16 protein-coding genes and 6 tRNA genes are annotated in these 22,957 nt (G+C 49.8%); 16 read left to right on the forward strand and 6 right to left on the reverse strand.

Annotated elements, in window-relative coordinates:
- Positions 1-4 precede the first annotated feature (4 nt).
- The 16 genes from SPICO_RS04055 to SPICO_RS04130 all read left to right on the forward strand — a co-directional run bounded on the left by SPICO_RS04055 (position 5) and on the right by SPICO_RS04130 (position 13,121).
- Positions 5-775, forward strand: a complete 771-nt coding sequence (locus tag SPICO_RS04055; protein WP_013739411.1) for a hypothetical protein — start codon at positions 5-7, stop codon at positions 773-775.
- A gap of 20 nt (positions 776-795) precedes the next feature.
- On the forward strand, positions 796-3,087 hold the full coding sequence (locus SPICO_RS04060) for an AAA family ATPase (RefSeq protein ID WP_013739412.1): 2,292 nt from the start codon (positions 796-798) through the stop codon (positions 3,085-3,087).
- Positions 3,088-3,225: 138 nt separating this feature from the next.
- Positions 3,226-3,297: transfer RNA gene (locus SPICO_RS04065), tRNA-His, on the forward strand.
- Positions 3,298-3,329: 32 nt separating this feature from the next.
- Positions 3,330-3,403: transfer RNA gene (locus SPICO_RS04070), tRNA-Arg, on the forward strand.
- Between the two features lie 38 nt (positions 3,404-3,441).
- Positions 3,442-3,514, forward strand: a tRNA-Lys gene (locus SPICO_RS04075).
- Positions 3,515-3,551: 37 nt separating this feature from the next.
- Positions 3,552-3,633 (forward strand) — tRNA-Leu (locus SPICO_RS04080).
- Between the two features lie 36 nt (positions 3,634-3,669).
- A tRNA-Gly gene (locus SPICO_RS04085) sits at positions 3,670-3,741 on the forward strand.
- Positions 3,742-4,164: 423 nt separating this feature from the next.
- Positions 4,165-5,523, forward strand: a complete 1,359-nt coding sequence (gene tig, locus SPICO_RS04090) for a trigger factor (protein ID WP_013739413.1) — start codon at positions 4,165-4,167, stop codon at positions 5,521-5,523.
- A gap of 82 nt (positions 5,524-5,605) precedes the next feature.
- Positions 5,606-6,190: an ATP-dependent Clp protease proteolytic subunit gene (locus tag SPICO_RS04095; RefSeq protein ID WP_496196967.1), complete on the forward strand. Its 585-nt coding sequence runs from the start codon at positions 5,606-5,608 to the stop codon at positions 6,188-6,190.
- A 2-nt stretch (positions 6,191-6,192) separates the two neighbouring features.
- Positions 6,193-7,425, forward strand: a complete 1,233-nt coding sequence (gene clpX / locus SPICO_RS04100) for an ATP-dependent protease ATP-binding subunit ClpX (protein ID WP_013739415.1) — start codon at positions 6,193-6,195, stop codon at positions 7,423-7,425.
- Position 7,426: 1 nt separating this feature from the next.
- Positions 7,427-8,410: a DHH family phosphoesterase gene (locus SPICO_RS04105; protein WP_013739416.1), complete on the forward strand. Its 984-nt coding sequence runs from the start codon at positions 7,427-7,429 to the stop codon at positions 8,408-8,410.
- Between the two features lie 142 nt (positions 8,411-8,552).
- Positions 8,553-9,770: a hypothetical protein gene (locus SPICO_RS04110; protein ID WP_013739417.1), complete on the forward strand. Its 1,218-nt coding sequence runs from the start codon at positions 8,553-8,555 to the stop codon at positions 9,768-9,770.
- Entirely contained in the window at positions 9,763-10,458 is a 696-nt protein-coding gene (locus SPICO_RS04115) for a non-canonical purine NTP pyrophosphatase (RefSeq protein WP_013739418.1), read from the forward strand. The genes SPICO_RS04110 and SPICO_RS04115 overlap by 8 nt, the downstream gene beginning before the upstream one ends.
- Complete coding sequence (gene pepF / locus SPICO_RS04120; protein ID WP_013739419.1) at positions 10,433-12,235, forward strand: oligoendopeptidase F; 1,803 nt, start codon at positions 10,433-10,435, stop codon at positions 12,233-12,235. Before SPICO_RS04115 ends, pepF begins: the two co-directional genes overlap by 26 nt.
- A gap of 171 nt (positions 12,236-12,406) precedes the next feature.
- A tRNA-Arg gene (locus tag SPICO_RS04125) sits at positions 12,407-12,480 on the forward strand.
- Between the two features lie 437 nt (positions 12,481-12,917).
- Positions 12,918-13,121: a helix-turn-helix domain-containing protein gene (locus tag SPICO_RS04130; RefSeq protein WP_013739420.1), complete on the forward strand. Its 204-nt coding sequence runs from the start codon at positions 12,918-12,920 to the stop codon at positions 13,119-13,121.
- A 46-nt stretch (positions 13,122-13,167) separates the two neighbouring features.
- Here the strand turns inward: SPICO_RS04130 and SPICO_RS10510 are convergent, their stop codons facing one another.
- The 6 genes from SPICO_RS10510 to SPICO_RS04155 form a co-directional block, all read right to left on the reverse strand.
- Positions 13,168-13,290 (reverse strand): hypothetical protein, encoded by a 123-nt coding sequence (locus SPICO_RS10510; RefSeq protein ID WP_013739421.1) that lies wholly within the window; start codon positions 13,288-13,290, stop codon positions 13,168-13,170.
- A gap of 879 nt (positions 13,291-14,169) precedes the next feature.
- The gene (locus SPICO_RS04135; protein ID WP_013739423.1) at positions 14,170-15,021 is read right to left on the reverse strand and encodes a hypothetical protein; all 852 of its coding nucleotides are present in this window, start codon (positions 15,019-15,021) and stop codon (positions 14,170-14,172) included.
- Positions 15,022-15,036: 15 nt separating this feature from the next.
- On the reverse strand, positions 15,037-15,516 hold the full coding sequence (locus tag SPICO_RS04140) for a hypothetical protein (protein ID WP_013739424.1): 480 nt from the start codon (positions 15,514-15,516) through the stop codon (positions 15,037-15,039).
- A gap of 8 nt (positions 15,517-15,524) precedes the next feature.
- Positions 15,525-19,754 carry a collagen-like domain-containing protein gene (locus SPICO_RS04145; protein WP_013739425.1) on the reverse strand — a complete coding sequence of 1,410 codons (4,230 nt, stop codon included), beginning with the start codon at positions 19,752-19,754 and terminating at the stop codon, positions 15,525-15,527.
- A 1-nt stretch (position 19,755) separates the two neighbouring features.
- A complete protein-coding gene (locus tag SPICO_RS04150) occupies positions 19,756-22,635 on the reverse strand; it encodes a phage tail length tape measure family protein (RefSeq protein ID WP_013739426.1) in 2,880 nt (959 codons plus the stop codon).
- Between the two features lie 53 nt (positions 22,636-22,688).
- Positions 22,689-22,940: a hypothetical protein gene (locus SPICO_RS04155; protein ID WP_013739427.1), complete on the reverse strand. Its 252-nt coding sequence runs from the start codon at positions 22,938-22,940 to the stop codon at positions 22,689-22,691.
- Positions 22,941-22,957 lie beyond the last annotated feature (17 nt).

Here is a 22,957-nt window from a genome sequence, read left to right on the forward strand (position 1 = left end):
CCCTATGAAGATACGGCTCAGTTCAATCCTGCTTCTCATTTTCGGCATGTTCAGCATGGCGTTTATCATCGCTTGCGCCTCCCTACCCCAGGATTCTCCGGAAAAGACGGAAATGTACCGACGGGACGTGGAAACAGCATCACGCATACTTTTGGAAAGAGCCGTCCAAGGGACTTCGGAACAGCTACGCCTTGAACCTGCCCGCCCTGCCACCTACATGATGCCGGAAATTCGAACCATGTTCCTTGATAATTCCTCCATCACCGGCATGGGTGTCCGGATACAGGCATGGGAAAGACAGTTCATGGTGCTGGTGGCGGACATTGCAACTACCATTCCTTCCTTCATGCAGGATGATGTCCATGCCTTCACCATCCCATTGGATGTCGATGCCGCGCTGCTCGCCCAAGGTACCATCACGGTGTCTCCCCTGTTCGGAGAAAGCATACGTCCCGCTCTGGTCGCCCACATAGCCGGTTTGGCGTTCCAGGCAATGTCACGGACAGACGCGGACGGAAACTCCATTGCCGATATCTGGACAGGAATCAAGGACAGCTACCGCATCTGGACGGAAGCATGGGCGCGGTTTGATGGTCCGTGGCGCCAGTCCCTTCCCGGCATCTGGTCAGCTACGGACGATGAGGTGATGCAAGCATTGGCAGAATCCCTTGCCGATGATTTTCTCCGGCGTCTTTCCCAAGAGGAAGACATCATCCGCTCCACCCCCATTGCGGATGATTCCGATCCTGTTGCGCTTATCTTCCAGAGCAGATGAACTTCGTATATACTTGAAACATGGAAGATTTGTTCGAAAACCAAGGGATCGGTAGTGACGCGCAGCCTCTTGCCTATCGCATGCGGCCCCGCACTCTGGATGAATACATCGGCCAGGAACATATCGTTGGTCCTGGTAGACTGCTACGGCGTGCCATCCAAGCCGACCAGCTCTCATCCGTCATCTTCTATGGTCCGCCGGGAACCGGCAAGACCACCCTTGCCAGAGTCATAGCGAATACTACGAAAAGCCATTTCGTCACCCTCAATGCCGTCCTCAGTGGGGTCAAGGAGCTTCGTTATGAGATTGAACAAGCACGGGAGCGGCTGAGCCACTGGCAGCAGAGAACCATACTTTTCGTTGACGAGGTACACCGCTGGAACAAAAGCCAGCAGGACGCCTTGCTTCCCTGGGTGGAAAACGGAACGTTCATCCTCATCGGCGCGACAACGGAGAATCCGTATTTCGAGGTCAACGCCGCGCTTGTCAGTCGTTCACGGATTTTCCAGCTCGTGAGCCTGACTGACAACGACTTGCTGGACATTGCCCGACAATGCCTCGGTGATAAGGACCGGGGCTATGGAGCATATGATGTTAGCTTCGAGGCGGGAGCGCTGGAACATCTGATTGATGTATCCAACGGCGATGCCCGTTCCCTGCTCAACGCTTTGCAGCTGGCTGTGGAGACGACACCTGCCATCTGGCCGCCTCCTCCAGGAACCGAGATATACATATCACAGCAGACGACCGAGGAAAGCATTCAAAAAAAGGTGGTTCTTTACGACAAGGAAGGTGATTATCATTTCGATATCATAAGCGCATTCATCAAAAGTCTCCGCGGTTCTGATCCTGATGCCGCGCTCTATTGGCTTGCAAGGATGGTTCGTGCCGGTGAAGACCCCCGGTTCATTTTCCGAAGAATGTTGATTAGCGCATGCGAAGACATCGGGCTGGCCGATCCCATGGCCATCACCATCGTTGAAGCTGATGCCGCCGCCTTCGATCGTATCGGTCTCCCGGAGGGGCGTTTCCATCTGACACATGCGGCCCTCTATCTGGCCACTGCCCCCAAGTCGAACAGCACCATGGGCTTCTTCGATGCCCTCAAGAACGTGGAGACGGAAAGCCGTGCCGAGGTTCCCACCCATCTCAAGGATGCCAGCCGCGATGCCGAGGGTTTCGGGCATGGGGAGGGTTATCTGTATCCTCATGCCTACCGTGACCACTGGGTCGCCCAGCAGTATCTTCCGGAAAGCCTCCAAGGAAAGATTTTCTACCATCCTGCGGAGACAGGCTATGAGGCTCGTATCAGGGATACTGTCTTGCGTCACAGGGAGGCACAAATGGAAGCTGTCACTCCTGACGCCTTCCCTGAACAACTGACATGGTCGCCGCGCGACAGGAAGCAGGAACAATGGCTTTACAGGACTACGACGGAACGGGGAAGGATGCTCTCCGATATCCATGTGAAGTTGTATGCCGCTCTGGACATCAGGCGTCATTCGCGTATCATGGTGCTGAATGCCGGACATGGTCTTCTTCTCTGGGAAGCGGTTCGCAAGACGCCGGAAGGGTTGGTCATCGCATCTGTCAGGACCGCGGAACAGCTCGCGCACCTGACTCATTATGCGGAGGGCATGGAAGATCTTTCCCGCCCGCGTCTGTTCCAATGCGAACCATTGGACGTGTTCTCCCGCATCGATCAGGATGTAAAATTCGAGGCAATCATCGGACGAAACGTTCTAACTCGTTTTTCATCACAGCAGGAATTAGCTGCGCGGATGTTGGCTGTCCTTGCCCCTGATGGTGTCATTGCCCTGGCAGAAACCGTTCCGTCGGAGGGTTCCCGTCTGTCCGACTTCATGGAGGTGGGTTCTTCGGCGCAGGATGTCCTGAAAGAAGCGGAGAAACACATTTATGCCTCCAATGTCGATGATATCGCAGGATGGAATGATGCCGATTTGCCAGCGTGCTTCAAACAAGAAGGGTATGTGGTGGACATGGATAGCGATGATTTCCGTGAGGAACGAGCCATCACCCGTGAAGATTGTTTTCGTTGGATGGAGAAAACCTATCTTCCCGCATTGAAGGAGGCTGGATGGAAAGGCAGCCCTGACCAGCTTTCTACATTGGTGACGGATGCTTTGGCGGATAGGCATGTCCAATGGCGGCATCATGTGGTGTTCCTCTGTGTCAGGCATGCCGATACGGCGCGGCTATCCCCTACCGCCCATAGTGCCGTCCGCAGTGCCTCCCGTGACAAGGGAACGGGAGCATGGAAGGAGACACTGGAAAGTGTCCATGGTTTTTAATCTTTTACGGAAAAGAAGTTACGTCCAGAGAGGCTTTTTCATTGTTTTTGAACAGTGAGAGTTGACAAAAAAATGGCTTTACGGCATATTAATGCAGGTCGTTGCATCACTGCGGTGGGCAGCCCGCTTCAGCTCATGGTGGAAGTAGTTCAAAGGTAGAGCCCCAGATTGTGGATCTGGTTGTTGCGGGTTCGAGCCCCGTCTTCCACCCTTCCCTCTGTAAGGGGGTCTGTTTGGAGACTGCGCTTGTAGCTCAGCTGGATAGAGTGGCGGACTTCGAATCCGTAGGTCGCAGGTTCGAATCCTGCCGGGCGCAGAGTGCATGGTTTTTTGACAGTAAATAGGTAATGTCTTGGGCCGCTAGCTCAGCTGGTAGAGCAGCAGACTCTTAATCTGCGGGTCAAAGGTTCGATCCCTTTGCGGCTCATATGTCTGGCATCTTGCAAAAACGCCTTGACAGCACCGCGAGAGTGGTGAAATTGGCAGACACGCTAGACTTAGGATCTAGTACCTTACGGTGTGCGGGTTCAAGTCCCGCCTCTCGCATACCGAGAAGCCCGTGTCATTGCCTGGTTCTTTTTCGCGAGAGTAGCTCAGTGGTAGAGCTCCACCTTGCCAAGGTGGATGTCGCGGGTTCAAATCCCGTCTCTCGCTCTAGGTAACTAATTGCAATATAAGCAGTTAGTTACTTTTTTTGTGTCTGATGCTCGTTTTGGGGTGTGATACCATATTTGTGATACCAAAACAGCAGAAAAAAGCTCCCAGCTAACTTTCTTACGTTTGAGGGTTTTTCTATGCAAAAATTCGTATCCTCACGGATTTCATCATGCTCAAGCACCTTTCCAAGGTGGATGTCGCGGGTTCAAATCCCGTCTCTCGCTCTAGGTAAAAATGGTTTGGAGCATATCCTTGCTGTTTTTTTAGGATATTCGGGTTCACCAGTGGCTGAAATCCGTTAAATACAGTATCATAGTCAAGTTGGTTGCATCCAGAAGCTCTGGATTGGATCATCCGCCGGTTTTTCCGGTAAAATACGTGCGGTTTACGCATTTTGCTTATGAAAGGAAGAGAAGTAGCATGAGTGCTGAGAAGAAAATCAAAGAACTGGGGAACTCCTCCGTTGAATTGACGCTAACCATCACCGCGGCTGATATCGAAGCTGCGTACAAGGAATTGCTGGCGACCTATGGGAAGAAAGCCCAAATCAAAGGATTCCGCACAGGCAAGGCTCCGCTGTCTGTCCTTGAAGGAAAGTTTGGACAGGCAATCCGCGAGGAAAGCACCTTCAACACTCTTGAGAAAACCGTCCAGGCGGCCGTCGCTGAAATCGAGGATCAATTCAAACCCCTCCCCTACAGTACGCCCGTCCTCCAGAACGAAGAATCCCTGCTTCCTTTCAAGCCCGATACTGACATCACTTTCTCCGTCGTCTACGATGTCATACCCGCGTTCGAGCTTCCTGCCTATAAAGGACTGACCGTGGAAGCACCCAAAGTCGAAGTCACCGATGATTTGGTAAACAAGGAAATCGAACAGCTCCGCGACCAGAACGCCCTTGTACGTGAGAAAGACGGTACGGTAGCGAATGGGGATGTCGTGACCGTCGATTATACCGAGCTTGACGCTGACAAGAATGAAATCGAGAACACCGCTCGCAAGGACTTCACCTTCACCGTAGGCAGCGGCTACAATTTCTACAAGATTGACGAAGACATCATCGGCATGGCAAAGGATGAGGAAAAGATTTTTGAGAAAACCTACCCTGCTGATTACGATCTTCCCGATTACGCAGGAAAGACCATCGCACTCAAGGCCACAGTGAAGAACGTCAAGACCCGCGAGTTGCCTGAATTGGACGACGAGTTCGCCCAGGACGTAAAGGAAGAATACAAGACTGTCGCTGACTTGGTGAAAGCAACACGGGAAAAACTAGAGGAGCATCTCAAGACTCATCTGGATGAAACCAAGCTCTCCGCCCTGACCGACAAGATATTGGAGACTGTCGATATTCCTGTGCCTGCGTCAATGATTCGGATTGAGGTTGAACAGAACTGGAACAAGTTTGTCCGCCAGAGCGGGCTGAACGAAGAACAGGTTCTGAAGTTCCTCCAGTTCCAGAACCAGACCAAGGAAAGTGTGATGGACGAATGGAAAGAACCTGCTGCCAAGAGCTTGAAGGTTCAGCTCCTTTTGGACAAAATCAAAGAAGCGGAAAACTTCCAGATTGACGACAAGGAACTTGCTGAAGCCGAGGCTGAACAGCTCAAGGACATCACGGATGAAGCGCAGAAAACCTACTACCGCGACATGATTCTTGACGACCTCAAGTTCCGTAAGGTCGGTCCCTTCCTGCTGGAAAACAACACCTTCATAGAAGGCGAGCCTCTCACCTATGACCAATTCATCCAGGGTGCGCACGCCACACACGCCCACTGAGAATTGAGTGACCGAAAGCAGGGCGCTCCGGAGTCCTGCTTTTTTTCTAAAGGAGCCTGTAAGCATGGATAGAACGGAAAGGATGAATTCACTCGTCCCTGTCGTCGTGGAACAATCCGGCATCGGAGAACGTTCCTATGACATTTTCAGCCGTCTGCTCAAGGATCGCATCATCTTCCTTGACGGAGAGATAAATGACGTAACGGCGGATCTCGCCGTTGCACAACTCCTCTTTTTGGAGTCCGAGGATCCGAGCAAGGACATCAGCCTGTACATCAACTCCCCAGGGGGAAGCGTCACGGCAGGGCTTGCCATCTATGATACTATTCAGTACATTCACAGCGATGTCCAGACCATCTGCATAGGGCAGGCCGCTTCCATGGCGGCGTTGTTGCTGACATCCGGAGCGGCAGGAAAAAGATTCATCCTTCCTTCCGCGCGGGTCATGATCCACCAACCGTGGGGAGGCGTCCAAGGACAAGCTACCGATATTGGCATCCATGCCAGGGAGATGTCCCGCATCAAGCAGTTGACGGTGGATATTTTTGCCCGGCACACAGGACATCCTGCTGACCAAGTGAAAAAAGACCTGGAAAGGGATTATTTCCTTGCCGCGCCAGATGCCGTGGCTTATGGAATCGTTGACCACGTGATGAAAAGGAACTGATAATGGCAAGACCTTCCAAACTATGCTCTTTCTGCGGCAAAAGCGCGGATGAAGTAAAAAGACTCATCTCCGGCCCTGGAGGCGTGTCGATTTGCGACCAGTGTGTCAAGACCTGCAACGTAATCCTCGCCGAATCCCCAGATCCAACAGAGGAAACCCTGCCCGAAGAACTTCCTACTCCTCAGGAGATAAAAAGCTATCTCGATGATTATGTAATTGGGCAGGATGCTGCAAAGCGCGTCCTGTCGGTCGCTGTCTATAATCATTATAAGAGAATCAAGTATCAGAACCGCCTCAGCAAGGAAGAAGGCGTGGAGATGGACAAGTCGAACATCCTGATGATCGGACCAACCGGTACGGGAAAGACTCTGCTTGCCCGAACCCTTGCCCGCAAACTGAAAGTTCCTTTTGCCATTGCCGACGCTACCACGCTCACCGAGGCGGGATATGTCGGCGAGGATGTGGAGAACATCCTTCTCAAGCTCATCCAGAACGCAAATGATAATATCGCCGAAGCGGAACGGGGCATCATCTTCATCGATGAAATCGACAAGATTGCCAAGAAAGGAGAGAACGTCTCCATCACTCGCGATGTGTCCGGCGAAGGCGTACAGCAGGCTCTGCTGAAAATCATCGAGGGAACCGAGGCAAACGTCCCGCCTCAGGGAGGACGCAAGCATCCCAACCAGGAAATGATCAAGATCAACACCAGCAACATCCTTTTTATCTGTGGAGGCGCTTTTGTCGGTCTGGAAAAAGTGATTGAGAAACGGGTTGCTTCCCAACCTATGGGTTTCGGTGCTACTCTATCCAGTTCCCAGAAGGATCTTTCGACACTGTACAAGGAATTGCTCCCCGATGATTTGGTCAAGTTCGGACTGATTCCTGAATTTATCGGACGCCTGCCAATCCACGTCTCCTTGGACAACCTGAAGAAGGAAGATTTAATCAGGATCATTTCCGAGCCAAAGAACGCCATCCTTCGTCAGTACGTAGCTTCGTTCAAACTTGACAATGTGTCCCTGGAATTCAAGCAGGAAGCCGTTGACGCTATCGCCGAGAAAGCAATTGGACAAAAAACCGGTGCCCGTGGACTGCGTTCCATCGTAGAGAACATCATGATTGATATCATGTACGACATCCCATCCATGAGCAATGTCAAGAAGGTTGTCATTGATCGGGATGCTGTCGTAAACGGTACGAAGCCCAAGCTCCTCATTGCATCGGAGGGTTGATATGATTTACCCCCACGTGCCTGAAGATATCGCCAATGCGCTTCGTTCTTGCAAGAAAGCCATCATCATAGGACATGTCGCTCCTGATGGTGACTGTTGTTGCAGTGAAATCGCCATGAGATATCTTCTCTCCAAGCTGGGAACTAAGGAAATCCTCCTTGCTAACGCTGGTCCTTTCGAAAGACCAGAGATACGGGAATGGAAGGACTCCTTTGTCTCTCACATCCCTGCTGAATGGAAAAGTGATGATCCCTTGGTTATCGTCGTTGACTGTTCCACATTGGACCGTATAGGACATTTGGCCACAGAGATAGAAGGTCTGCGTACTTTGGTCATTGACCACCACAGTACCGGCGTTCCTTTCGGTGATTTGCGCTTCATTTTTACCCATTCCTTCTCCACTACCCTGTTGATACAGCACCTGTTCGTTCACCTGGGAGTAGAGATTGACAATTTTGCCGCCGAACACCTGTTCTTCGGTTTTGCCACCGACACCGGGTTCTTCCGTTTCATCGGACCTGGCAGGGGTGAAACGCTGCGAATGGCAGCGGATTTGGTTGATGCAGGAGTCTCTCCTAACGAAATCTACGACCGCATGACCGGCGGGCGTCCCATTGAATCCATCCAGTACCTCGCCGCCTTGATTGCCCGTATTGAATCTTTCTATGATGGCAAGGTGCTGCTTGTCGAGGACAGCAAAGAAGACATGGTACGCTTTGGGGAACAGAATCGACCGAGTGATGCCCTCTATGCAGCGTTGCTTTCCATCGACGGCGTCCAGATGGTCATTTTCATCAAGCATATCGACGGTCAAAGCATTGAACTCGGTCTGCGCTCCAGCCATTCCTCGGACATTGATGTCGGCGCTTTGGCAGGATTGCTAGGCGGCGGTGGACACTGCAAGGCCGCTGGCGCCACTGTTCAACAGTCAATCCAAGAAGTGAGAAATTTTCTTCTGACCGCGATTTCTGAAAAAATAAACTGATTATTATTTCTTTATTACACAAAAAATAATTGCCATTGGCTTGGAATAATCCAAAAAGTTGGCATGATCCTTTCATATTATATTCCTGCTGTTCATGCGGATTGTTCACATAATATTCCCCGCATGATCGCAGGAGGCTCTGATGAGCATGTCACTGTACCTCTCCCCGGCGTGGGAAGAGGATTTGAACCATCGGGTAAGGCAATACGTTGCCTTAAAGGAAAAACACAGTCTGTCCATGCAGGAACAAATTCACATGGAACGACTTTTGGACAGATTGAAGGAAAATCTAATGGAGTTCCTCTATCAGTATCCTGTGTACCATCGTCTCATAGATAGCGAGGATGCCGGGGAGTTCCTTGACTTCTGTCTGCCGGGAATCCAAGGAATGCTGGATTCATACCGATACGCTTGGGTACCCTTTGACAAGTATCTCAAGATCATTGTGAAACGCCGTCGCGATACATGGCTCAGGTCACGAAAAAAAACGATTCAAGAGGAACGTTGCATCCTCACCTATGAGCCAATTCGTGGAATCACAGGAATCCCTGCATACAAGAAAGGTCATGAAGAAGGCGAAGAACCGGAAATCCTTGATGATGTGCCCGATGTATTTGATATCGTAGCCATGCAGAAAGAGTCCGACATCATACTGCGTCTTGACGCGACAAGTCCTACGAAGCTAATCAGGAAGAAACACAGGAACCGACAGTCAGCCTTCACTCTTGATGCGCGATACCGGAATCCGGAGAAAGGTATTCCACCGGAAGTCCTGTTCAGCGAAATCTCCTGGTATCCTGCCACTTTCCATATCACGGCGGCGCGACGGGCTTGCCTTGCTGACCTACACAGGTTGAATCCTGCCGCATACCGGCTGTGCCTTTACTTGACTTCTCCCTTGCACCGTCGTCGCATCCTGATGCTGATGATGACATCTCCCGATCGGCTGGAGCCTCATGACATAGAATTCATGGCGGCATTGTTCGATGTTGATGTCGCGCTTCTTGAGGAGTTGCTTTGGCATGCAAGGAAATTGCAGGTAAAACAGCAACGGAACCGTGAGTCATTGGAAATCAACAGGAATACTCACTGGATTCGCATGGTCATGTTGCAGGAGCAGGAGAATCTTTATGGCATGTCTGAAACTGATGAGAAGATGAAAGCTTCAATTGTGCTGGAGCATCAGAAGGAAGCGGCCTATAAACGGCGGCTCCATGACCTGAAGCACATGCAGTCTCGGCTTTCTCACAGCAATATCGCCCACATGCTCAAAATACCGCATGGTACGGTGTGTTCCGGCATACATTACGGAAAAGCGTTGATTCAGCGCTGCCTGTATCCGGATATGGACGATGTATGATGAATTCGGTATTGTTGTGGCAATGAAAAAAATATTGCTCGCATCCGGAAACTTGCACAAGAAAGAAGAAATCCAACGCATGCTTCCGGAATATGAAATCATGACTCCCACTGATGTGGGAGTTTTATGGGATTGTGAGGAAAATGCTCCCACTTTCACGGGAAATGCCCTGATAAAAGCCTTGGCTTTGCACAAGGTCACTTCCACTATGGGTATTCCCATCCTTGCCGATGATTCCGGACTGGTAATTCCTGCCCTTGGTGGGGAACCGGGAGTACATTCCGCACGCTATGGTAGTGAAAATGCCGGGCGTTTGCTGGAAGCTCATGAGAAGAACAAGTATCTGCTCCACAACATGGAGGGATATGTAGGAAGCCAGCGGAAGGCAAGTTTCGTATGCGCTATAGCCGTTGTCTTTTCTTCTCTTTGCCATTTCACCGTACAGGAAGAAGTAGAGGGTTCAATATTGACAGAAGAACATGGATCGGGTGGCTTCGGCTATGATCCGATTTTTTTTGTCGATGAGGCAGGGATGAGCATGGCAGCACTGGATTCGTGGCAGAAAGACTATTTCAGCCATCGCGGCCGTGCGCTACGGGCAGCACAAAAGATCCTGACAAGCGTATATTGCAATAAAGAGTCAACTATAAAGAGGCATGCAGATGAACAAGACACCACAGCGAAATGAGGTCCCGGTCAAAGATACTTGGGATTTGTCGTCACTTTTTGCCATGGAAGAAGAATGGGATGCCACTCTTGCGCAATTCAAGGGTATGATTGACCAAGCCGCACAATACAAGGGAACGCTGGGGACGTCCTCAGATGCCTTGTACGCAGTTCTTGGATGGTATATCGATGCTTCGCAGAAGATAGAGAGACTGGGCAACTATGCGTTCCTCAGGTTCTCGGTAGATGGAACCAATACGGACTGTCAGAAACGTATGGGGCTTGTCCAGCAGGCAGCAACGGATTTCTCGGCGGCGACAAGTTGGTTTGACCCGGAAATCCAGGCAGTTGATTCTCACAAGCTGGATTCATGGCTTGCCGAGGAGCGTTTCACCGACTACCGCATCATGGTTGCCCGGCTGATCCGCTTCAAGCCGCACGTCCTCACGGAAAACGAAGAAAAACTGCTGGCTTTGGCATCGGACGCAACCACGGTTTCCCGTACTGCCTTCCAAGATCTCACTAACATAGACATGGATTTCGGCATGATCACGACTCCGGAGGGGGATCTTCCTCTGACGCAGACCACATGGAGCTCCTTCATGAATAATCCGGACAGGGAGCTGCGCAAATCAGTGTACCGACAGTTCTACAAAGTCTACGCTACACACAAGCACGTCCTTGGCCGTCTGTATGAGGGATCCGTCAAGAAAGATATCTTCAAGGCGAACAGCAGGGCATTCCCTTCGGCACGAGCTGCCGCTCTTTTCCCTGACAATGTCCCCATGGAGGTATATGATAGTCTTGTCTCATCGGTTCATGACGCCCTGCCCCTTCTGCACCGTTATTATGATATCCGACGCAGAGCTCTTGGTTTGGACAAGCTCGCCCATTACGATGTCTATGTTCCGCTGGTATCAGGCGTGGATACGGTGACACCGTATGATGAAGCTGTAGGTATCATAGCCGCCGCCTTGAAGCCTTTGGGAGACGAATATGGTGCGACCATTACTGCCGGGCTCACCACGGAGCGATGGGTGGACAGGTACGAAAATGTTGCCAAGCGTTCCGGTGCTTTTTCCAGTGGCGCTTTCTCCGGTAAGCCGTACATCATGATGAACTACAAGGAGGATGTCCTCAGGGATGTGTTCACCCTTGCCCATGAAGGCGGTCATTCCATGCATAGCTGGTACAGTGCCCGGAACAATCCCTACCCGCACTATGACTATACTATTTTCGAGGCCGAGGTTGCGTCAACGTTCAATGAGCAGCTTGTAGCCAAGTACCTGTTCGATACTGCCAAGGATGATAAGATGCGTGCATATATCATTGGCAAGCAGATCGATGACCTTCTTGCTACACTTTTCAGGCAGACGATGTTCGCTGAATACGAGGACATCATCCACAGACAGGCTGAAGAAGGAGAGCCGATAACGCTGGAGGGTCTGCGCTCGACATACAGAGGGTTGCTGGTACAATATTTCGGTTCTCTGGTCGAATTTGAGGAAAACAGTGACCTTGAAGGTCTGCGGATTCCCCATTTTTACAATGCGTTCTACGTGTACAAATATGCCACGGGAATTTCTGCGGCCATAGCTTTGTCCGACAAGGTTCTTTCCGGCACGACTAACGACAGGGATGCCTACCTTTCCTTCCTGAAGTCGGGAGGCAGTTTGTTCCCGATTGACTCCTTGAAAAAGGCAGGAGTAGACATGTCTTCCCCTGAACCGGTCCGAGCTGCAACGCGCAAGTTTGCGTCCTTGCTCGACCAGTTTGAAGAACTGACCATCGGCAAGTAGGGTCTGACTAATCCGTACTGTGGCGTTCGGCCATCATCTTGAATAGTGAATTAAACTGCTTTCCGCTCAGACTAGCCTCTGGTGCTTTACGCAACGGCAGAATTATGATAGCTTTGTGAAGATTTTTGCGAGGCATATCGCAAGATTGGTTTTTCTCTACGTAATTTTTACGCGCCAATAGCTCAGCTGGATAGAGCAACTGCCTTCTAAGCAGTAGGTCATAGGTTCGAACCCTATTTGGCGTAATAAAATTAATACCACCAGATTCACCGTGCTTCTCGGTACCACGCTGAACACGTTCCGGTAGAAATAGATCGTGCATCCTACAATTTCAGTTACTGTCTATAGGTTATTCATATTATAATTTTATTATAATAATATATTGACAGAATGAGATGAGCATGGTACTATTAGTCATCAAGGAAAAAGAAAGACCATTTCGAAAAGATTGTAAAAATCATCGAAATGGTCATCGCCCTAGGAAGCTTGGTGGTATCACTGCTTAGCTACCTATACAAATAAGCGTCCGGGGGTGGCGGTAACCACCCCCTACAAATACAAACTACAGCCAAAAGCTGAAGGAGTCAACATGAAAGACAAACATGAAATTCACGCATGGATAAATACGGCTCTCAACATTGCGACGTTCATCATAGTTTTGATCCTTGCGTTGAGGTGATACATGAAGCCATTCTATACCGTCGCCGATGTGGCAGAAATCCTCGGCACAAGCAAAGTCAATGTAACTGAAATGCTCAAGCGCACAGGAAAAGAAAAGGTCTCCGGAGTCTACCTGATATCGCCTGATGAGCTTGCTTACCTCAAGGAACGCCGTGGCAAGGTCGGTCGCCCGAAAGGGCAGAAAAACAAGAAGTCCGAGGAATAGACCACGGATCAGATTTTATCAAGAAAGCACCTGGAACAGCAGACTGTTATACCAGATTGTTCTGCTTCTTTACAATCTGATCAATCTGGGAAGATATGTTCTTCAGGGCATCAGAGGCTTGCTTAGTCTCTACCGTTACATTGACTTTGACATCTGATTGTTTAGCCATCCTTTCCTCCAACGGAAAGGATGCTATAGATATGACTTAACGGAAGATAGCTATCAACAGGAAAATGAGTACAGGAATCCAGATGGGGGAAGAATAACCCAAAAGAAGAACCCAAATAACTATCTTTTCTTCTTTCTTGGTAAGCCCGTTTCCAAGCCACAACACAGCGTGTCTCCTTCCTGTATTTCTACAATAACCCCTCTCTTCCTTTAAGTCAAACTCTACAGCATCATTTTTGGATGATACAGACAATCCCCAACAGTCCGTTATTCATGATCTGTACCGCCACATCACTGACTCCGGCGCTCAAGAAACTATTGTTGTTGAATCCAGAATAGATTGATAGTGATTAATCCAAGAAACACTGATAATTTTGCGAAAAGAAGCGTTTAAAACAGCTCGCATACCCATCCAACCTGTTTAACATCCAGAACGTTTAAAAAAGTTAAACACCCAGTAAACGCCAGATTAAACACCTTTTTGTCTGTTTTATCCATATTGTTTACTGAGTGTTTATTTCTACAGCATAGTATTTCGCGAAATCAGATGTGAGAAATTGCGAAATCAATCATCCTTAGCTTCAATGATACTGAATGGACCATAAGCTCTCTCAATATCATAATTACCAACCAGCACCTCTGTCTTCATTTTCCATGGCTGCACTTTTGCAGTGACGGACATCCGCATGGGGAAGTTTCTGCTTCATTCAGGTTCTCTCTTTAATAGAAAAGGAACACTAAAAAGCTATCAAATCGAAAAACAAATAGCATATTGAAGAACAAAGCAATTAGATATGATTGAACAGGCCAGTAGTCCCCATCTTTCGGCGAGGACAGTTCCACATGCTAGAACATACAATAATTTGCCCATTGAACGATTCTATTCTGCTCCTATATAGTCAGTTATAGTTCCCGCAAGAGGAGTATCGACAAGGTCGTTATGACTGTTGATAATGATTTTGTCGATGACAGCATAACCATCAGAATTTATCGTAAGAGCATAATTAACAGCTGATGTACATATTTCTCCTGTCTCTGTAGAAATCCACAAGCCACTGAAACTCTGCATGTATTTACTTAAGGACTCACGCCAACGGGGCAACTCTCGTGTGAAAAAAAGTTCTATGACCTGTTCCCCATCTACAAAACGTTCCCGTACATAATCATATTCTGGTTCATTGAAGAAGACCGTCAAATCAGTATCCCAGCTCGCAACAGCCGGCTTGAATCCAATTGTATCGACACCATAGCCCATGGCTGCGCCCTGATGCTTTTCCCCTGTAACTAAATCAGTCTTTTCACCAATCCACCAATTAACAGGGAACGTATCCGTCTCCAAAACTCCTAAATCTACTAAAATTTCATCAAGCTCATCAAAAGAATGAGCAGGATACAGTATGTCATTAATCTTAGCACTGATGCCAAAATCTTCTTCATCAAGTACCCAATATACAACTGCTTGTTCAGCCGTTCTGTCTGATGTATCTTCGGTCAGGTCATCAATAGTTCGAACAGAACGGGAAGGTGCAGACATCTGTTCGTCATAGATGGAATGATCATACCATGCCGTCAGTTCATTAACCTCTCCCAAGATAGTAGCAGGATCAATAGTCTCACTACGAGAGAACCCTGCCCAAGGATATACCGGAGGGTCTACAGGTGGTTCTCCTGGACACCCGGCAAGAAACAAAATACTGAAAACAACAAGAAAGATTCCTCCAACCTTTTTCACTTTATCACCTCACAATCATGATATTCCAAGTTCATCAAGAAGTGTAGTAAGTTCTTCCGCACTTTTTCCTATGCACTGCTCCGGCAAGTTCCGAAGATAGTCCAAGTAATCTTTTGTCTCTCTATATGCTGCCAGCTTTTCTTTCACATCTTCGCCATCAGACAGAGCAAGCTGCCATTCTTGGAACAAATTGTCAGCCTGATGTCCAGCATCTGAAATCTTATCGGTACGCCAGATGCGGATAGCTTCCTGAGCGACAGAAATCATTTTACTCTCATCCACTACTACCGTCCCGTCTAACAATGTCCAAGCATCACGTAATGCAGAATGAGGAAAACTGGAATCATCATCAAATATGGCGACATCTCCTGCGGAGCTGATAATCTGCGTCTCAGCTGTATCTTCCGTCATCCCCTCCTCAACGAGTTCCTTGATCTTCCGCTGAGAAGGATATATAAGAATCACGCCATCATCGGTTTTCATCACACCAATCATACTTCCTCCTATCCGATAGCCAGAACGGCAAAGTTTGTATGTCCATTCAGCGATGCGTTATGGTTGATAGTAAAGTTACATTTCTCTGTATAACGAGTACTCATCTGGCCGATAACAGCATAATCGTTCGGTTCGTCCGTTCGGATGCCAACAACAAATAAAGCATAGTTTGTTGTTGGCAATAGATTATCAAAGACAACAGACCATTTACCAGTTCCTCTATATTGGAATGTATTTACGTTAAAATCTGCAACAAGTCCGTTGGACCACACACCCCATGCTCTCACCAGATTCATGGGAATATTTCCGACCGCTCGCAATGCATCGGAAACATATCCCCCATAGAACGGCTCCTCCGATGTTCCCAGACTTGTAGTACTGGTTGCAGGAGTTGGATTGCTCATGATGACTTGTGCTCTCTGGGAGAGTAACTGCACACTACAAGACACGGCAGAATATACTCCTACCGCTGAACCGGTGCCACCCCAATTCTGGATAGTCACAGATTCAGTCGCATTGGCAAAGGTTATGCCATCGGCGTTCCGTGTGACCTTTGCTATGCCTGTGAGGGTCTTGGCGCTTCCCCCGGCGGGAGTGAGTGCAACGGTCGAACTGGCCGTATTGGTTGCCGTATCCATACCGATCTGGAGACTTGACAGCCCACTGTAGAAGTCCGTACCGGAGATATAATGCAGGTTGTTTTGAGAACTCCATGCACCTATTACGCAACTATCCTGACGGAAAGTGTCGAGAGATATCAAAGATGTGTTTCCATCGGAGAATCTTACAAACACTCCATGACTCGCTTGTGACAGACAATCGAAGTACACCCAACCAGCACCGCCTGTTTCAGAACCGCTTGAGGATTCACTTCCGTTTACAAACAGTTTGATTGTGTCCCCTGGGTTGACCTGGATTGTTCCTGTCACAGTTTGCGGGCCAATAGACGCACCACTACTTACTCTTGCAAAGAAAGAGGCATAAGACGCATTGTTCTTAGTCAGCAAAGATGTTGCTGGTCTTGTGGATGAGAGTGACTCAGAAGTCAACCGATAAGAAAACACGTATATCCCAGCAGGGATGGTATACGACCACTTCAGTTCAGGATACTCGCCCCACTGAGAATGACTGCCGCTAAACTGGTCCTTTAGTAAAAAGGCGCTTGTTCCGGCGAGTTTCGTTCCACCAGAAATAGTTTTTCCCAAATAAGAGCCAGAGATGGTTTGCAAGTCCTGGCTTACCGACAGTGCCACTGCTGAGTACAGTGCATCTGTAGACCACAACGTCTTCCCCGGAGCGGACTCTCTCGTCTCTCCCTTGACAGCACGCTGCGTCTTGAGCACCGGCGTCAGGCCATCTGAATCCAACGTCTCAACAATGATGTCCCTCAGAATTGCCCGGACCGCTTTGAGCTGCCCCTGTCCCAACCACCAGCCGGAACCATCCGAAGGAGGATTCCCTGCGGCGTCATAGCCGGAGTATATCGAGCCTATGACCTCGACCTGGTTTGCGAACAGCTTGTTTACGAACGCCTCCATGGCTCCCACCCGCTCGAACAGTTTTTCAATGCCTAACGCTTTAGCCCAGAGGTTCAAGTTTGTATCAAGGGAAGACTCAGAGCCCTGCATAATCGCCATCGCCTGCTGCGAAATGAAACGGTCTGTACTGACCACAGTCATCATCTCGGCGGAAAGAATCTCTCCGGAGACTGCAAACTGCCCGACAACGAAACTGCCAGAAATGATATCTCCAGAATTGAAATTCTGCCACTCCATCCAGGCATTACTTCCAACGGACTGCGGCTGAAGTCGGGCAAAGGCCACCACCCCGCCTTGGTCGATGAGAATGTAGCCCTGTCCCTGGCCTGTGCAGATGTAGTCGGTACCGATGACTGAAATCCTCTGTGATCCAGCATAGATATATCCTGTGTCCGCTCCAAAGTTTCCATCAGAGTCAAAGCCCCTGACCGAGAGCGTCAGGCCGGAAGTCGATACACCCAGATAGCCAGGAATGCCGGATGAACCGGGTTCACCTTGGTCTCCTTTATCGCCCTTATCGCCCTTGACTGGTTGCCAGTTGTACGATGAAGGACTGGTAGAATCTGCGGCCGTGAAATCGGAATAAGTGCCGATGAATAGCTTCCCTGCCGAGGCAGTTGTAGAGAAGCCGACCGTTCCGTCAGAACTGTTCGCCCATGCAGTGTGGAAGTACGATGTCTTGCCGTCAGCTCCTGTCGGCCCCTGTATCCCCTGCGCTCCGTCAGCTCCCTTGATAAGAGACCAGTTGTAGTCAGAGGGGTCGATAGAGTCTGCCGGATTGTGGTCGCTATAGAATCCCACATATGCCTTACCCACAGGGTTCTGCGAGAAGCCCCCACCCTGTTCAGTGTCTGCGTAGGCTATGTGGCCGTAGGCCGTCAGTCCATCTTCCCCTGGAACGCCGGGAATGCCCTGTACTCCGTCTTCTCCCTGCAACCCCTGTAAGCCCCTCTCTCCCCTTTCTCCTTTATCTCCCTTGTCGCCCTTGTCGCCCTTGACTGGTTGCCAGTTGTACGATGAAGGACTGGTAGAATCTGTGGACGTAAAATCGGAATAGGTACCGATGAATAGCTTCCCTGCCGAGACAGACGTTGAGAACCCAACCGTTCCATCAGAACTGTTCGCCCATGCTTGGTGGAAGTACGAGCTCTTGCCGTCAGCTCCTGTGAGTCCCTGTTCCCCCTTTTCTCCTGGTTCTCCATCTTTGCCGGGTAATACTGACTTTCCACTACTCTGATGCGCTGTAGTGGTGGGTGTGACTTCCAATCCCCCCTGAACACTAACCGCAGTATATGAATTGATCCCGTTGAAGTCATATGCCCTAGAGCAACCAATGATGATGACATAACCTTCCCAACCGTTTTCAAGTTTTATCTTTTTTCTTGAACCTGGTTCATAGCTCTGTGATGAACGGAAAGATATATCATAGATTCCCTGGCTGAAACGGATCCACAAAGTATTTGTCAGTCTTTCAGCTTCACCAGAATCCGTGATGTAACCAGCCTTATGGATATAAGGAGTTTCTGGCAGCTCTGGATAACACGTCTCAATCAAGCTGTCCCGGGCCAATGCCTTTCCCCAGATTTCTGCCCAGTAGAGTTTCGCAGCAGATGAGCCATAATTCTTGTAGCGCAGCTGTGCCTGAAGGGCTTCATACACCACAGCGGTGATGCCTGGCCGGATGGGATCAAGCTGTATGCTTTCGTCTTTGATATCCTTGATATAGTGATTACTGCTGCTGACAAGGCCCAGGTCTTTATTCTGCAACCGTGTCTGTCCGGAGAGATATGAGGTATCCAAATAGTCGGCTCCGAATTTCTGCCAAGTCTCAATGATGTCGGAATCTTCCGGCCAATAGTCACCTGCCGCAATCGCCTCCCCAGGGGTCGGGTCAGATGTGTCCCCTACCGGCAGATTGCCGCGCCACAGCAGGGCATCCGACATGACTTTAAGTTTGGGCCATGTAACCTTCACTCCGTCGTAGGCTTCATACCTCTTTGAGATTGTCAGGCCTGTCCCTCCACGGTTGGCAAGTATGTCATCATCTGTAAGGAGTCCAGCCTGGGAGAGATTCCCGCTTACGGTCCATTCCCAAGTAATGAACTGGCCGGATGAAGTGGTTGTAAGTACGAAGTCGAAATCCTGTCCCAGGGCATCTATGAGGCTCCTATATGTCGCATCACCCTTTGACGCCGCAAAGTGTCTGACCCGCTTGCTGATATCCGGAGCATCAGAGGCAATGCGCCCTTCCAGACCTGCCTGTTTCAGCAGTCTGTAGAGGATGCTGTGTTCCACATCAGAGCGTTTAAAAATCCAGAAAGAATCTCCTCCAACATCTTCCGGCCAGTTTACTGACTGCTTCAGAGAAACATTCAGGTCGACCGTAAAATCAACGGCCTCAAGGCTCAATGGCCCCATGTCCATCCCCTGCCAGGATGTTGACAGCTGAGGATCCATTTTCCCTTCAAAAATCGATTGTTCATTGAGAAAAACCAAGATAGGGATTCTCTGTGTAGATGTCATCAGATAGGAGACAATCTCAGCAGAATAGATGAGGCTGAAGCGTATGGAGTTGAGCGTCGATTTGAAGGATGCATCGCACAGTGTCCTTTTCAATGAGAATGACCCTGCGACCAATGAAGAGGAAATATCATAGTCATGAGAAGCTCCTAGCAATATCCGGATATTTTCTTCTACCATCTCATGCCCCTCTCGCCTTTAACTTAACGCCAGCGATTTGAAGCTTCCCGTATAGGTCATCTATACCGTACACATCACCCTGTATATAGATGACATTAGGCGGTTCTGTTGCCCCTGAAGACATACCAGGGGACTGTGAAGACACCGGCCGGATCCTCACATGCTCCACCCCTCCGGGATTATCGCCGACCATGATGAGCTGAGGTCCGGTCGTAAGAAACTCGCCTCCAGAAGCAAAGGCTGGAACGTTTCCTGTCTTCACTCCCAGCTTCTCCAGCTCACTCATAATCTCCCGCAGCCTGTCCAGGGATGCCGTCCCGATTTCGGCATACATGGCATTGATGCGGGACACTTCACTTGTGATGTCCTCGTCACGTCCGCTCCAGAACTTATCCCACCCTGACATGCCGCTCAGCTCGGCGTCCAGTGCATTCACCTTGGCTATGGCTGCGCTTGACAGCCCCGTCCGGGCATCGGCTTCATTGCGCTGCTGCTGTAGATTTCCCGCCCCTTCACGAAATGTGACGACATCAATCAGGTTTCGATCAAGCTGCCGCCTGAGCAGGTCATATTCAGTATCTATTGTAGAGTTTATTGTTTCCGCCAGTTTCTGCCGGGCCTCAAGTTCATCCTGCATTGACTGTGTGATTGAATCATCTATCCCAGTCCCACCACCCATCAGACCCGCTGACATTCCGGTGATACCGCCCAGTGCGAACAGTCCCAGGGCAACAGGAACCCCGGCCCAGCCAGTCTCCGCAATAATTCTTAAACCAGCTGCTATGGCACTGGAAGAAATCTGGGAGAGAACCTGCTGTGTAAACTGCCCCATGGAATCTCCAAAGCCATCAAGGGCGTTACCTCCAGAAGCGATGGCGGAACCCATACTCTCAAATGCCCCTGCCGCAGTTGAGCCTAGGGCATCAGCAGTGAAGAATTGTTTCTTCAGGGATTCCCCCATCTTTGCCATTTCTTCATTGACCGCCTGGGCGACCGTCAGCTCCTTTTCTGCTGTCCCGACCGCCTTGTCCCAAAGTTCCTGTCTCTGTTGGGCGGTCAACAGACCCTGCTTTTCCAGTTCATCCAAAGTCTTCTGATATGCGGCGAGTTCAGCGGCTTTCCTCTCCTCATCAGTCATAAGGGATGCAATGAGTTTTTCCGCTTCAGCACGCAGGCTCTCACCATGCTTGATGACTTCGATCTTCTCGGCTATCTCATCATATGTCCCAGAGAGAATCTCCAGATTCTCTTTCCACTCCCCGGTGTCGCCTTCTTCCGCCCCCGCTGACCACATCTTGGTGATCTGGGTCTTTACTGATGAGAGCTGCTCCTCTAGCGTCTGTAGCTCAGTACGGCCGAAGTCAAAGCCGACGGGGATATCCATGCTGAATGAGCGGGCATCCCCTCCGTCGAACAGTTTTTCAATGTATGTCTGCGTATCAGAGTCAATCGTAGGTTGCATGCCGTCCAGCTCAGCTTGCTTTGCTGCGATAACCGCTGCATACAAATCTATGCGCTTCTTTACTTCCGCGACAATCTCTTTATCCGCTTCCGGATCATGGCGGTATGAGTCCAGGATGAGCTGATCAGCCGCCTGCTGTTCTTGTAACTTCTTCAGGTCCGCTTCAAGAGCCGTCTTCCGCCCTTCGTCCGTCTGTCCATAGAGAGCTGATAGAGACGCAGTGAGGCCAGCCTGTTCCTCAAGTACTGTCGCGCGTTCTTTCTCCTTCCCCAGGGATTCCTTGGCAGCCTGAGTTTTCTGCTCCTCCCACATGCCTTCCTGAGCTTTGATCGGTAGGATGTTCTGAAGGATGCTTACAAATTTCTTATAGTTCTCCGTCTTATTGTAGTTGTTGCTGTTGATTATCTCCAGGCTATGCAGCACTTCATCAAGATTCCAGTTCTTTACATCTGAGAACTCTCCCGCAGCAATGAACTTGGCAAGATCCTCAAACTCCAGGAGTCTCCGGGTACGGTCGGAATCTTTCTGGAGCAAAGCGGTCAGCCGTGACACATCAGGTAAAGAGCCAATGACACCTTTCCATCCGACCTGGCTGCTCTCTTTGAAGGCATTCCAGAACGCCGTCCATTTTCCGGGATTCGTCTGTGCAATCTTTTCAGCAACCCCGCCGACCCGACCTTCTATTGTCTCAAGCAGAAGAATCTGTGCTTCATATTGTTTGTTCTGTTCAATCAGGTCCAGGACCTGGTTCTTGATTTCCGTTGATATGAAGATGCCGGATTCTTTGAGCGATTCCATCTCTGTCGCCGGGTTTTCCAGTACCCTGCCAAGATCCCGGACTGCGGAGGTGATATCCGTGCCCATAAGCTTTGAGATATTTGCCGCGGAGAGCACGATACGCTCCATCTGGGATACAGCGATATTCTCAAGCGGCAGGAGAGCCGCCATGGCATTCTTCAGCTGTGTATCATCGATATTGGTCAGTCTCTCGACCTGAGTTGCAATCTCGGATATCTGGCGGACTGAAATGTCGCGGGATTTGCCCGTGACATCGATCATCGCCTGCAGACGTGCGTTTGCTTCGATCTCTTCAATGGTGTCCTTGATTCCTTGTCTGGTCGCTGCCGTGACAAGCCCGATGGCAGCGGCGACTGACAAGTACTTTGATGTCAAGCTCTTCAGGATACCTGTGAAGTCCTGCTGGCTTTTTTTATTCTCATCGGTTGCTTTCTTCTGTTGCTTTGCCTGATCTGTCGAGGTCTTGGCAGCCTGCGCCTGTTTTTCCTGTGCGCCAGCATTGCTATCCAAGCTTGTTTTCAGATTTTTGACAGCTTCTTCAACATTCTCAATGGCTTTCTTTGCCTCTGCAGTTTCCGCTTGGACAATGAGCCTCAGTTCTTCTGTCACAGTAAGTGCCATATCCCACCTCAGGCACAGTTTAACAGAGAGTCGGTGGCTCGAATCAAACGGACTCACCGGCTCTCTGTTCTTGAAGCTTCGGCAACCACTTCGTCATATTCACTCTCAAATGCCCGGATGAGCATGATGTATTCTGCGTTCTCTCCTGCGGGCCCCTCGCCATGAAAGAGTCCAAACTTCTTATAGTCAGACCAGAGTCTCACAGCATCCCATAGGTCGGCGGTGAGCAGTTCTTTCATCTGTTTCCGGGTGATTGAAAATCCGGTGCGGACGAGCAAGGGCTGGTTATCATACCAGGACGACATGGTCTGATACGCCCAGC

Source organism: Parasphaerochaeta coccoides DSM 17374, assembly GCF_000208385.1.
In the GTDB taxonomy this organism is placed as follows: Bacteria; Spirochaetota; Spirochaetia; order Sphaerochaetales; family Sphaerochaetaceae; genus Parasphaerochaeta; species Parasphaerochaeta coccoides.